This is a genomic window from Bacillus sp. GbtcB14 (assembly GCF_019091205.1).
GTDB classification, from domain to species: domain Bacteria; phylum Bacillota; class Bacilli; order Bacillales; family Bacillaceae_G; genus Bacillus_A; species Bacillus_A cereus_AG.
Window position 1 is genome coordinate 54,441 of the sequence record NZ_JAGXJT010000014.1, and the last position, 13,775, is coordinate 68,215.

Here is a 13,775-nt window from a genome sequence, read left to right on the forward strand (position 1 = left end):
ATTATTACGGTCCACTCACTAAAGACCAAGTGACTGTAGAAGTATAAGTGGCTTGCCTATTCTTCCCTACATAAGTTGTCCCTGGATCTAAGTGCAGCTGCAATCCATTTGGTCCAAAATCGACTTGATATTCTCCAATTGCTACATCTTTCGAAGCCCGGATAATAGTGTGTGCTGCCCCATTATCAATAGGCGTATTTGGAATCTGTACGATAGGTTTCCCTGTCTCTGGACCTTTTACTTTTGTTACATTTACCTGATTTTTTAAGGATAGAGAACCCTTTGGCAATTGTCTTGCTATGTTCGACTCTGTAAATGGAGAAATAGTCATATTCAATCTCCATCCATCCGCTTGATTTCGACTATCATGTATCATGAGTTTCCCTAATGTACCAAATGAATTTTGCTTTTCTCCATTTAGTTGAATAGGCGTAAACTCTACACTTTTAGGCGCAGTGAGCATTTCTACCTGCCCTTTTTGTGTGGTAGAAATATGCTTTGTCGCACTTTTATTCCCAGCTTTATCTACCGTTCGGATATGTACATATTGTGCTTTCGCATAATCAGTTGGAAAATGAATGCTAGTCTGATTTGTAAACTGAACACCACTTACTTTATCAAGTGATGTATCTGATTTATCATTTACTACATATTCATATCCCTTTACGCCACTTGTTACAGTTGCAGGAACTTCCTTAGAAAAGTCCGAAACGCCATTCCTACCAACTCCACGAATTTTATAATGATAGGTACTCCCATCATCTTTCGCAGGGGCAAACATTACTTTAGTTTCTTTGAGTTCTCTATTTTCAATTTGGAAGCTTTCTGGTGTTGTTGGCACTACCTGATCCTTTGCTTCTTTATCTACATAGTCAGAGAGTCTTCCTTTATATATTTGCTGATTCCCCCTGTATACTTCTGCTTCCGATGCATACCCCACTTTTAACTCATCTACATAGGTAATCCCTTCTGAATACGCAAGCATATAAAAAGTTACACCTCGTTGATCGGTAATATAAAACGGATTATTTGCAACTTGAGTATTCATACTAAACGTAGACCATCCATTTATATCTTTATTGGTATCATTCTTCGTAATGGTTCGATTATTTGGCAATTCGATAGGTGCTGCCCATCTTCTTGCTTTTAGGCGCTCCCCTTGTTTAATTGAATTAACAACTGGACTATTCAAAATTAATTTCCCTTTTCCTGAACCATCTTGATATGGAATTACTTTATCCACCATAGGGGAATCTTGATACACATCTTTGTTTATATCTGAAGTTATATGTTTTCTGTCCCTTGGAATGTTCGTACCTGCTTCTCTTTCTGGAAATAGAGATATATTATTAATCTCTATTTCTTTAGAACCGCTAGGCACATCTTTTAAAACGTTAGCTTCATAATAATCAAATTCTCTTCCTGTTTCCCAACTTCCATCACCATAAAAACTAATTCTTCCCAATCCTTGTGACTTTGCCTTAAAGGTTGCCGAAATATAAGCATTATTGGGCACGTTTAATCTCTTAAAAACAGCTATAGAGTTTGTCCTTACAGTGTAAGGATATAAAACTCGATTCCCCCCTAGCTTTGTATCAAATACTTTATATCCACTGGTATCTGTACCATTTGGATAAAAGACTTCAGACTGTAAACTTTGATTTCCGTTTCCGTAAAATTCTCCCCAACCACTCATCAAATTAACGTCTTTTGGGTTATTAAAATCAATTTTCCATAATACGTCCTGCTCTAAGATATCAATCGCCCACTCTAGCTTTACTTCATTTTCTTTTCCGTTTGCAGTGAGTGTTGGAATACCATTTTGCTGTTTTACTATTTGATCAGCTAATATAGAATTATCTTTTGAATCAATAAATAAGCACGATACACTTAAAAGTATGATTGAAGTAAGAACCTTCCCCCATTTCACTGTTTCTTCCCCCATTCTCTTTTTATGCTATCTAAGATGCCTTATTTTCCTCCTTCCGATTTGCATGTTTCTTTCTCCACCATACAAATACAAACATTGAAACGATTAACATAAAAACACCAGCCGCTATTATATATATTTGATTAGAATACCCGGGCAACACTTTTACTGCACCTGTTTGTTCCGCATACTCTGTCACATTAGAAGCAGTTATGCGTATCTGTTCTGTATATGTTTTTGGTATACCATTCTCTTTTATCGTGACTTTTAGTGTATACTTTCCATCCTTGTATTCTTTCGCTTTCCACGGGATTGCTAAACCTACCTTGGATTTTGGCGCTACGTTGAATGCTGGAATATTACCATGAAATAAAACGTTATCCTTGGATAAAACTTCATAGTAAACTGATACATCCCTTACAATATTTGCATTTGTATTTTGAATAAGTGCATGGACTTGCGGTTGTGTTGGATACGATTCAACAGTTGTTCCATTTAATTTAAGAGATAATTTGTTAACTGAATTTTCAGTCTTTTCACTATTCAATTGTATCGCTACCGCATATTCAATACGATTATGTACAGAGAAGTTCAATCCGTCCTTTTCAAGATTCTGTGCTTTTGTATCGTTTGCTAACTCAAATAATAATCCGCCCAAAAATACTCCATCATTATTTGGTGTCGTTAAATGTACCTCTATAGTTTTCGTTTGATTCCCTTCTAAGGTAACAGCGTCAGGAGTTTGTACATACTGATCCATATAGAAATCTGTATCTGTTAATATACTTTGTGATACTTCACGATTTGGCACATACATAATACCTCCGTTTGCAGAGGTTAGAGCATTGGCAACTTTTACATTGACTTTGATTGGAGTATTGTTTTTATTATGTACATCCATTTTTACTGTTTGATTCTGTTTCTTTTTCACCTGTAAATTAAAATAGTTTTTTATATCACCTAGTTGATTATCCGGGACATGAATGCTTACATCAAACGGTAAACTATCTTGTTTTTCTTCTGCATAAACAACTTTAAAAGGTTTTAAGCTTATACTTAAAATGAATATAATCACAACCAAAGTACTAATTAAAATTTTATATACATAGCTTTTCATTCTGCCCCTTCTTTCTATGTACAGAAGAGAATCATACATACGTGATTCCCTTCTATATAATAAGTTTCTTTTAAGGCCCTGTTACAATAGAATATGTCAGTTTTGACTCATATGAGGTAGCACCAGCCTTATTCTCAACATACGTACTATGTGGATTTAACGTTAAAGCTAGAGACTTATCATTGAAACTAACATTATATTTACCCATACCCTCATCTTTTTTCGCATTTAAAATCGTAACTTGATTATCTGTATCTATAATAAAATTAGTCGTTTTAAACGCCGGATTTGGTGAACTTGTCCCTCCTACTTTCGTTATAGCAGCACCACCACTATTCAAAACTAAGGAACCCTTTGGAAGTGTCCGATTCGACTTTGAATCTCCACTTACTTTAAATTGATCTGCTTTTACATTGATTCTCCAGCCATCCCCTGAACCGGTTGCATCTGTCACTGTTAGGACACCAGGATTTGCATTTGTCACTTGCGTTTCTCCACTTAGTGTTACCGCGTTAAAGTTACTAACCGGTGTAACGGCAATATTATGTTCGCCACCTGTTATACTTTGATTTAGTTTTGTCTCAGCTGTTGTTGCTGCACTTGCAGGTGTACCCATTAGTGACATGCCAAGGGCTAATGTTGCTAATGGGGGAATCATTACTCTACTGAATCTCATCATAGTACCTCCTTATGTTTTAAAAGGAGGGAGCTATATGAAACAAGCCCCCTCTTATTTTCAATTCAAAACTTATTTTTTGTTCCAAGAATCTACATCGGCATTGCTTGATGCTTTTGTGAATCGAGCTAGAATTGTATCATACCCACCTTGGATTGCTTTCCAAACGAACGGGCCGATTACTAATACAATAATTACCGCTAACGCGATTAACATACCGTTTTCTGATGATAATTGTGAGTCTTCATTTTTTAACCAACTTTTCATTTTTGTTAACATTGTATTTTTTCTCCTTTATATATAAATTTTAAGAATCTACTAAAATAAGAACTTACCTAATTAAATCTTTTATTACTTATTCCAAGAATTCACGTCTGCATTACTTGATGCTTTTGTGAATCGTGCCAAGATCGTATCATAACCACCTTGAATCGCTTTCCATACAAACGGGCCAATTACTAATACGATAATTACCGCCAAAGCAATCAACATACCGTTTTCTGATGATAACTGTGAATCTTCGTTTTTTAACCAATTCTTCACTTTTCCTAACATGATTGAATCTCCCTTATCCATTTATTTGAGCTATACGTAATAAACATCCTTGATTTAAAACTTCTATTATTTGTTCCAAGAATTCACATCTGCATTGCTTGATGCTTTTGTGAATCGTGCCAGGATCGTATCATAACCACCTTGAATTGCTTTCCATACAAACGGGCCAATTACTAATACGATAATTACCGCCAAAGCGATTAACATACCGTTTTCTGACGATAATTGTGAATCCTCATTTTTCAACCAATTCTTCATTTTTGTTAACATGTGTATTGCTCCTCTGCTTATTCAATTTGGGATATTAACTTCTTATATACTTGCAAATCCTTGCATTAAGGATTGAATAACAATAACCATTGGATAAATTACAATACATCCAATTACAGCAACGTTAAATTTATTCATTTCCATTGGCTTATTTTGAATGAGACGGTTATAGTTCTCATGTTTTAGCTCACGCATCATTTTAATCTGTGCATCCATAATACGAAGACTCTGTACCTTGTCCGTTTTCTGTGCTTGTTGCAATGCAATAGTAAAGGTATTTACTTCTGGACTATTTAAGGCTGCTGCAAAGTTTCTAAATGGTTGATCCGAACCCGCATACATTTCTAATTCCGCTGTAAGTGTAGATACATACGGTCGAAGATGTCTCCCAGCATATATCTGTGCCTTTTTTACTGCTTCTAATGTTGTATGTGTTTTTAACAACTGCAGCATAGGAATTAAATACTCCGGTAATTCGAACTTCCTTGCTTCTATCGCCTGCTTGATTCTTCTCTTTAATAGATAATCAGGATAGAAATAAAGCAGCGGTGAAATCAATACGCCCACTTTAAATAAGTAGTAATCATGAAACACCGTACATATCAAGAAAACAGAGGTGAAAATGATAGGATAGGCAACCTTCATTTTCAAATATTCTTCTGGTTTCGTATCCAAACCAGCTTCTTCTAATTTTTTTTGGATCTGCTCTTTCTTTTCTTCTGTCAGATACTTATGTGATAACGACTGGAAGGGAGCAAGCATCATTTGATTTAAATTCTTTTTTTCAATTCGTTTTGCATTTTCTACATAGTTTGTAAGTAGGCTACCGCTGTCTTTTTTACTTTGTAGAAAGGTAGAGAATACCCAGTACATGACAACGAATACCACTAAAGCTAAAATCGTAGCCACTTTATTCCCCTCTTTCTGTTGGATTATAATTTGCAATCTTTTCTACACGGGTTGCTAAGAAAAATACAATGAACATATTTACCGCTAATGCAATTTTCCCCATCATAGAACCTGCTAAAAATCCATATGCTTCTTTTGACATCAACATAATCACAATCGGCATGGCAATCACGATTAAGCAGTTCTGTACAAACGCACGTTGCGCTTGCGACAAACTAGAACGTAATCTTGCTAGATATAGCTTTTGTTTTTCGAAATCTTCTGCAATATCTAATAAGACTTGTACTGAATTCGCCCCGCCTTCTCGGCTACACACTTCCAACATTTCATGGAAGAAAACCAATTCTCTAAAATTAAAAGTTTCATTGAATCCTTTAAATGCACGGTGCATTGTAGTTCCACCTTCTAATAAAAGAGAAACTTTTTCTATTTCTTCTTGAATACTCTCATGCATCATTGGCTTTACTTGTACTAACACGCGTTTAGCGTTATTACTAATTTGAAGTGCATTCGCTACTGCCTTCATATAAATAGAAAGACGGTCAATGACAACCAAGTAGTAACGTTTTTTTCTTCGATAGAGAAGAAATCTCGGAACTAAAAATCCACATAAAGCAGAAATCAGTGTAAAAGGATCTCTTCCAAAGGAGAAGTAGAATATTGCTGCTATACTCATTCCCGAAAGAATCGTATATACCCAGTACATGCTTTTCGTCAATTTCCACTCGTACTTTTGGGCTTCTTGGATAACAGATTGTGGCAGATACATTCGTATGCCTTTAATATTCCTTAATTCCAAGCGTCTTTCTTCTTTCTCATTTTCTTGTACAAATTGGGAAAGTGCAGAACCTTTAGATTTTGCAAAAAGTAAAACAAGTAATACTACACTAATAAAGATTAATAATATACATCCATAGGCGAACAAACTATGCATACTGCACCTCCTGTTGTGAAAGGAATGGTGCATAAAGAGCCGGGTTTACAGAAGAAGAACGGAATTTCCTCTCCATTTCGGCTGACATTCTTGCTGTAATTTTATGCTGGCCATGAATCTTTCCTACTCTTTCATTCATTTCATCATGTTCCTCGTATGTCGGAATAAACTGAGAAAGTTGATTAAATTGTATATCACCTTGATAATCCAATAATTCAATCATCTCTGTAATATAACGATTCCCATCATCTTTCTTTTCGAAAAAGACAATCACATCAAATGTCTGTGAAATTAATTCATATAAATATTGAGCACCAATATTCGCACCACTTTGTAGACACATAAGCATTAAACGTCTTACTGCTTCTTTTGCACTTCTTGCATGGACAGAGGTAGAACCCGAGTGTCCCGTTTGGAAGAAGTTAATCATTTTCAGGGCTTCTCCCCCCCTTGATTCCCCTACAAGTAATCTCTTTAGTCCTTGACGTAAAGCATTCGTTAACAATCTATCAAAATCAATTGCATTTTCTTCAACTTCGGATGCTCTACATTGCATCGGAACAAAATGATGCTCTGGAAATATGCGATGTAAATAGAGTTCAGGATTATCTTCCACTACAAGAGTACGTTCATTCTTTGGTATATGAGAAGCGAGGTACTTCATAAACTCCGTTTTCCCTGTTCCTGTTGCTCCAGCAATTAAAATATTCATTTTGGCTTTCACAGCTGCTGCCAAAAAGTCCAACATCTCTTTCGATGCTTGATTTGTAGATAACATACGTTCTTCTGAGGCACGAAGATGATCTGCATTCTTACGAATAGTAATTGTTGTACCAAGTCCAGCAATCTCATCTAAGGCGATATTGATACGAATATAAGGGAACACGCAGTCGACAGATGGCTTTGCTGTATTAAGTGATTCTGACGTACTGTTTACCATCTTATAAGCTAAGGCTTTTACATCTTCTTCAGCTTCATATCGATACTTGTATTTGCATTCTCCCTCACCAATTTTTTCGTATATAATCTCTTTTATGCCATTGATATAAATATCTGTTACATCTTTATCATCAATCAGAGGTTGAATAATTCCAAATCCCACAATATCGTCACACACCATGTTCAGTAACTGTTCAGAAGGTACCTCTGAAATGACGACTTGATTACTTAATAAGAAACTTTTGATGATTTGCTCTACAGCTGCTTTTTTTTCCTTATTCATAAAAGATTCACTTAAGATATCACGATGTTCTTTAACTAAAAACGCACGAATTTCATCTGTTATATCTTTAATTTGTTGAGCTGTAGTTGTTCCTAACTTTCGAGCTGATTTAGAACGAATCATATAACCAAAATGATATAAATCAACTCGATTTCGCTTTAAGGCGACTTGTTTTCCCTGTAAATAGCCCCACATACTACTGCCTCCCTTTTAATTTCGTAAACCAAAGAGACCCTTTTTCATAGAGGATGTATGCTGGGTTGGAATATCAAGACCAGCTGCTTCCATAATGTGATGGACCTTTGTATTAATTTGCGGGGAACCAAACTGCATCCCCCATTCATAACTCGTACGATCCCTGTCATACGGAATTGTCACCGCAATTTTTTGGGAAGAAAGCTTTTCAATATCTTCTACATAATCCTCATCTCCCATATTTAAAACATGAATCATACGAGGCAATGTTAGCTTTGCTTCTTCTAGTAGTTGTAATTCTCTTTTAATTGCTATTGCACCACGAGGGTTGCCGTTTAACACATGAACAACAAGGTCTGATTGGTATAGGATTGGATAACTCAGAACCTCAGATAATTCAGTTGGTACTGATAGAATAATAAAATCGTATTCTGTATCTACAAGTGATTCTATAAATGTCGTTACAAACAGTTCTTTGTTTTGAATCTCTGGGAATTGAGCTAAGTTATAACCTGATGGAAACACCAGAAAATCCATCTTATCGTGCAATTTTTGCATCAACCTTGGATTCACTTTTTTCTCTAATAAATCTTGCTTGGTACAAATATACTGTGAGAGATTGTATTCATTTTCTTTTCTTACAAGCTCTAAGATGTTTTTACTATCGTGGCTAAGTCCAGTTCCAACTGCAAAGCTTGGTCTTACTTGGTCTGCTTCAACATAAAGTACCTTTTTCCCTAAATGAGCTAATTCATTTGCCATCGCAATACTTAATGTGCTTTTTCCTACATTTTCGTTTGTTGCATAAAAGGCAATGATTCTTGCTTGCCGCTCCATCTTAATAACCCCTTTCTTACTTAGATTCATTCAGATACTGTGCTACATACTCTTTTACATTTTTAGAAATTGGATTAGTCGAATGCTTCTCTACATAGTCTAAAATGTTCTTTTGATCAGATATTTGTGAGAATCCTTCAGCTGGTTCTAATTCTTTCCCTGTTTGCTCCACCTTTTGTCCAACTGCAACAGGAATGACATCTCCAAGTGTTTTTGCACGATTTAAGTATTGAAGTTGTTCAGGGGAAACAGCCAGTGTGTATAATCGCGTTACTTTAGGCTTTTGTTTTCCTTCTTGTTCCTCTTTTGATTCTTTCTTTTCTAGCACAAATGCATCTTCTGTATTGCTATCTTTTGCAGCCGTCACACGTACACGTTGGAACAGACCACCAAAGACAACTTTCTCATTGTCTCCTTCTTTCACAACTTGTTTGAAATACAAGTCCACATACGTATTTGGGATAATACTATTCCCTGAACTTGTTTCCAAATCAACGAGTAACGGGAAAGCAACTTCTCCATCTTTCAAATTTAAAATAGCAGAGTCTGGTAACTCCTTTTTCTTTACTACTTTATTTTTAAAGAGATAGCTATTTTCTGTAATGGGCTGCCCATCATTTGTCCACTTACCTACAATCTCTTTTTTATTTACACGTAATGCATTTGGGGGAATCGCATCACCAGGTAAAGTTCGTTCCACTAGCATGTCTTCTTTAATTTCTGTATGCGCAGGTATATCCTTTGCGGCTACAACAATCTTTGTTGGCTTTACAGCATTTTCTACTGCGAAATGATTGTATCCATAGATACCCGCTACTGTTGCAGCGGCTAGACCTACCGCAACAATCTGCTTCTTTTGAAACTTAGATGGCTTCAATGTTTGTATTCCTCCTTATGTAGCCTTTAAACGCAAAAAAAGGACACACCTATGGCATAATGCGCCTTAGGTGTGTCCTTTTAGCTAATCTAAAGTCTATATGAAAATGTTGGATTTAGTTTCTTTAATATTACAATTTCAATATTATGATATATAGAGTTATATGTCAATCATTTCTAAAAAAAATATTATTTTTACCATTTCAAACCTCTGATTTCAAAACTCAAAAACCCTTAAAAACATTGTCATATCAAGGTTTTTGAGCTATTAACCCACCCGTAAATATGGTATAATTAATATAACGTAACTGAATATTTCAGGGTGGTTGGTTGCTATCCTTTCTCTTTCATTTTATGGAGAAAGGAGGTGATCGCATGGAAATACTTTTCATAATAGCAATTGAAATTTTAAAAGTAATTGCTAGAGAAGTCGCTGTGTTTTTTGCAAAACGAGTAGGTAAATACCTATCAACGTCTTGGAAGAAATCACAAAAAAAGCGACGAAAAACGAAAAGAACCACCCACAATGCCTGCAAGCGTGTGTGAAGGGCGGTTCTAAGAAAAAATAAACTTTTTTAGCAACTAGCCACCTTGCGGTAACAGTTACATAAGGCGAGATGTTGGAGCATCTCGTCTTCTTTAGTTTATGCAAAAACTATTGTTATAATACTTCTACACTTATTATAACATCAACTATTGTACATGTCATGTATTCTATTCTCCATTATTCATTCCATTTTAATATACATTGTAAATCGAATTTTATATAGTTATAATACAAATAACCATATATAAAGAAAGTAGGATATTAATTTGCGGAAAAATGTTTTTATTGTTCTAATATCAATGATTTTAATGTTAATTTCTGGGTGTTCAAATGATAATGAAACAACTCAAAAGAAGGAAACTCAAAGTGGACCGGAAAGTAAAGAAAGCAATCAAAATAATGAGTCTTATAAAATGATAAAATACAATAAATCCATAACTATGGAAGATATCGAATTTCAAATTTCAGATGTTGAAAAGTCACTGGAATATAAATACAATCCCTCTCCTGATTTTAATATGACACTTAGACCTGCTAAAGATTATCTTGTTATTATTAGTTTTACAGCTACAAATAAAGGGAATATAGAGAAAGAAGCTCCATTTACTGATTTTAGATTGAATGATAAAAACTTATCAGGATTTCCGGTGAGAGAGGCATTTGAAACTGGAGATGTTAAATTAAAGCCTGGAGAATCTAAAACGCGTGCTTATATTTATAATTTTGATAAAACAGAAGATGCCGATAGATTCTACTATAAAGGAATTTTGGGTTCAACAGGTACTGAAAAGAAAGAGTTTGCATGGGATTTAAAATCCATCTTCAAAAAGAAAGGGATAGGTAATTTCTCCTGATCCCATTCCCTTAAAAAGAGACAGCATTAAATAACTGCTGTCTCTTTTTTGTTTTTATTATTTATTAGACTTTTAGAATGAAACAAGCTTTGTTCCCGTCTCAAAATATCTTGCAGGAGCATAACTTGTCCCATTTCGATCTTGAAATTCATTTCCAATATATAACGATACAATCATTGCGATTACTCCAAGAAAAATCACTCGTCTCACACGCTGCTTTTTCTTTTTATCCACTCAAATTTCCCCTTTCTATGAAAAAAGGCACACCCCATTAAGGGATGTGCCTTTGGTTTATCCATTCAGCTACTAGTTTAAGAAGGATTATATACTTTTATCGATTCCACTAATTATATAATACTTTTAAACTAATTTTTATTCTTCATGTAGTACCAGTTTGATAAGTCTGTAATTATGTGTTCTTTTCCAACCCAGTTCCATCCAGGTGTTTGTACAGGGAATGGAAGGTCTGCAAGCACCCTTCTCTTCTTAAAGTCATCATACGCGACACCTTGAATTTCCACGTCATTTGTCAGGCACAAGCTCATTTCATTCACACCTGCTGGATTTGTCTCAACATTGAATGAATACTTTCCATCTTTCGTCTTTAATGGTGCATACCATTTTTGTCCACCATCAATAATTTTCTCTTGTCCATCCCAATATAAAGACTTAGTTGGTCTTTTACTATCAAAGACATGTCCCGTTATTTCAGACAAATACATATTTTTAGGTAAGAATTTTGATGTTAAACCAGTATTAGAAACAATGTCTAATTCTTGTGTAGATTTTAATCCTTCATCAGCAAAAGGATATTGTGCCGTTGCTTTTGTAAATACACCTGGATAATTAGCATTCCAATCATTTTTGTATTTTCCGTTTACTTCATAAGAAAAACCATACCCAGCATGAAGCTTAGATGGTGCTAAATTATCAATATTTCCACTTAATGTTTCATAGAACATCTCTCCAACTGTATCATCTTTAGATACACGTTCACTTACTGTTTCTACCACACCTTTTACACTAGTTACTCCGCACATCCCTTTTTCATGAGATGGTGCATAGATAGCTGTTTTAATAGGATTATTTTTGTATGTGGTTTCTTCTATATCTAGACGATTACCAGCAGGGTTAATTTCTGCCTGAATTGTTCCTTTCCCCTTATGTTGCCAGCCAAGGTTCAAAGTTTTCTTTTCTCCCTCAGTTAACCTTACCTTTTGTGATGCTACTTGTTGTCCGTTATGCTTGAGCACGACTACTGTTTCAGGATTTGCATATTTTGCTTCTAGCGCATCTAACTTTTTAATTTTATTTTTCTCTTTTTCTAATTTCTGCATTGCTGTATCTAACTTACTTGCTGCACTATCCAGTCTATTTTCTTCCCAAGAGCAGTCTCTATCGTAATAGTGATGGTTCCCTTCTGCATCTACCTCATGAATTGGATTACGACGGCAATAACTAAGACTAGACTGCGCACTATCTCTATCGGATTCAGAACTATTTACCGCTTGCTCGGACTTATTAATATTGTTATTTACCTTTGCTCTATATTGGTCACGTTCTGGTTTAAAATTATCACGTGATACATCTATTCTTGTTTTTATATTCTTTCCTTCTCTTGCTGTTTCTCCTTCTATTCGGTCAGCAGAGAAATCGATTTTATATTTAAAATCATCTTCAGCACCTGGATCTGGATTAGGTGTTACTTCTGTACCACAGTTACCATTTATGGTGAAATCAACAGTTTTCTCATTTGATTCCCTTTGAACAGCATCAATGACTTTAATTTTCGCAGTATATCGGCCACACATTTGTGGCTGCCACTTTAGTTCTTCTGACTTAAATTGCCCTGCATCACCTTCATTTGGTTTTTGATTATCTTTTTGCGGAGTTGAACGCAGATAATTTTCTTGATGATACACGGTTTCGGCATCTTTTGTAATATCTAACATCCATTTAACTCGATTCCGTTCTCCAGCAGCTTTTTGATAAGGGTTTATTGTTGTTCCGTTAGGATCTCGGTCATTGTATCCTTTATTTTTACTTACATATTCAAAACCGTTAAATGTAAATTTTACGGGTATATCTTTTTTCCCACTCGTAGCTTTAAAATCTTTTATTTGAGGTTTACTTGTGCGTACATACCACAAGCTATACCTATTCACGTCATTTACACCACCAGCCCCTGCATATCCGCCAGAAAGATAAGCAATGTCTCTAATCCAATAGAACTCTCCATAAGATTTATCTGAAAACCCATTTTTAATCCTATGCGGAATTAAATTTCTTAAAACGAATTCAGGGTTACCCCAATATTTACTTGCAATTATATCGTTTGTAATTCTCTCTATTTCGGTTACCATTCTATCTCCCACTACAACTGAAGGGTTAATGTAGCCGTCATTTGATATACGCACATAAGGGTCTGAATGGTCTTCATTTTGGATAAGGTTTTCCCTTGAATTCCCCCAATTAAAAGAACCATTATAAACAGCAGGAAAATGTAAATCCGCTTTATAATCGAACTCTTTTGTTTTATAACCACTTCCTGGTCTAAGTAGCTTCCCATTCAATTGTAATTCAGGTGATTTTAAAGACGTGTCTTCATTCCCATTATAAAATGGAATATCCCCATTATTTGCACTTGCTACTGATGGCCATACCAACATCACCGAAACACACGTTAATAGTATATTTTTTCGCAGTCTCATAACCTCACTCCTTTTAACATAAAAAAAGGACACACCCGTACCTTGGTAGGTACGTAAGGTGTGTCCTTTACGTAAATAAATTGTATATTCGTTAATTATTATATTACATCTTTAAATGTATCAAATATAGCTTTAAAATGCA

15 protein-coding genes are annotated in these 13,775 nt (G+C 35.2%); 2 read left to right on the top strand and 13 right to left on the bottom strand.

Annotation, left to right across the window (positions count from 1 at the left end; all coding sequences use genetic code 11):
• Positions 1-4 precede the first annotated feature (4 nt).
• The 11 genes from KVT31_RS25985 to cpaB form a co-directional block, all read right to left on the bottom strand.
• Entirely contained in the window at positions 5-1,930 is a 1,926-nt protein-coding gene (locus KVT31_RS25985) for a WxL domain-containing protein (RefSeq protein ID WP_171287449.1), read from the bottom strand.
• Positions 1,931-1,961: 31 nt separating this feature from the next.
• Complete coding sequence (locus KVT31_RS25990) at positions 1,962-3,047, bottom strand: DUF916 domain-containing protein (protein WP_046199590.1); 1,086 nt, start codon at positions 3,045-3,047, stop codon at positions 1,962-1,964.
• Positions 3,048-3,117: 70 nt separating this feature from the next.
• Positions 3,118-3,723 (bottom strand): WxL domain-containing protein, encoded by a 606-nt coding sequence (locus KVT31_RS25995; protein ID WP_046199591.1) that lies wholly within the window; start codon positions 3,721-3,723, stop codon positions 3,118-3,120.
• Positions 3,724-3,795: 72 nt separating this feature from the next.
• A complete protein-coding gene (locus tag KVT31_RS26000; protein WP_002069495.1) occupies positions 3,796-4,002 on the bottom strand; it encodes a hypothetical protein in 207 nt (68 codons plus the stop codon).
• 72 nt (positions 4,003-4,074) lie between these two features.
• The gene (locus KVT31_RS26005; protein ID WP_002029145.1) at positions 4,075-4,299 is read right to left on the bottom strand and encodes a hypothetical protein; all 225 of its coding nucleotides are present in this window, start codon (positions 4,297-4,299) and stop codon (positions 4,075-4,077) included.
• 45 nt (positions 4,300-4,344) lie between these two features.
• Complete coding sequence (locus tag KVT31_RS26010) at positions 4,345-4,548, bottom strand: hypothetical protein (RefSeq protein WP_000956353.1); 204 nt, start codon at positions 4,546-4,548, stop codon at positions 4,345-4,347.
• A gap of 42 nt (positions 4,549-4,590) precedes the next feature.
• Positions 4,591-5,457, bottom strand: a complete 867-nt coding sequence (locus KVT31_RS26015) for a hypothetical protein (RefSeq protein WP_000201162.1) — start codon at positions 5,455-5,457, stop codon at positions 4,591-4,593.
• Position 5,458: 1 nt separating this feature from the next.
• Entirely contained in the window at positions 5,459-6,391 is a 933-nt protein-coding gene (locus tag KVT31_RS26020) for a hypothetical protein (RefSeq protein WP_001996222.1), read from the bottom strand.
• Complete coding sequence (locus KVT31_RS26025; protein ID WP_000264623.1) at positions 6,384-7,808, bottom strand: TadA family conjugal transfer-associated ATPase; 1,425 nt, start codon at positions 7,806-7,808, stop codon at positions 6,384-6,386. The genes KVT31_RS26020 and KVT31_RS26025 overlap by 8 nt, the downstream gene beginning before the upstream one ends.
• A 15-nt stretch (positions 7,809-7,823) precedes the next feature.
• A complete protein-coding gene (locus KVT31_RS26030) occupies positions 7,824-8,645 on the bottom strand; it encodes a CpaE/TadZ family protein (RefSeq protein ID WP_001996108.1) in 822 nt (273 codons plus the stop codon).
• A 16-nt stretch (positions 8,646-8,661) separates the two neighbouring features.
• Positions 8,662-9,522, bottom strand: a complete 861-nt coding sequence (gene cpaB, locus KVT31_RS26035) for a Flp pilus assembly protein CpaB (protein WP_012552694.1) — start codon at positions 9,520-9,522, stop codon at positions 8,662-8,664.
• 374 nt (positions 9,523-9,896) lie between these two features.
• On the opposite strand from cpaB, the gene KVT31_RS26040 reads away from it, so the two are divergent.
• Both KVT31_RS26040 and KVT31_RS26045 read left to right on the top strand, forming a co-directional pair.
• On the top strand, positions 9,897-10,067 hold the full coding sequence (locus KVT31_RS26040; RefSeq protein ID WP_167316873.1) for a hypothetical protein: 171 nt from the start codon (positions 9,897-9,899) through the stop codon (positions 10,065-10,067).
• 267 nt (positions 10,068-10,334) lie between these two features.
• Positions 10,335-10,922 carry a hypothetical protein gene (locus KVT31_RS26045; protein ID WP_046199594.1) on the top strand — a complete coding sequence of 196 codons (588 nt, stop codon included), beginning with the start codon at positions 10,335-10,337 and terminating at the stop codon, positions 10,920-10,922.
• A gap of 72 nt (positions 10,923-10,994) precedes the next feature.
• Here the strand turns inward: KVT31_RS26045 and KVT31_RS26050 are convergent, their stop codons facing one another.
• Together KVT31_RS26050 and KVT31_RS26055 are read right to left on the bottom strand one after the other, a co-directional pair.
• The gene (locus tag KVT31_RS26050; protein WP_046199595.1) at positions 10,995-11,156 is read right to left on the bottom strand and encodes a hypothetical protein; all 162 of its coding nucleotides are present in this window, start codon (positions 11,154-11,156) and stop codon (positions 10,995-10,997) included.
• A 131-nt stretch (positions 11,157-11,287) separates the two neighbouring features.
• Positions 11,288-13,633, bottom strand: a complete 2,346-nt coding sequence (locus KVT31_RS26055) for a hypothetical protein (protein WP_046199596.1) — start codon at positions 13,631-13,633, stop codon at positions 11,288-11,290.
• Positions 13,634-13,775: the final 142 nt, after the last annotated feature.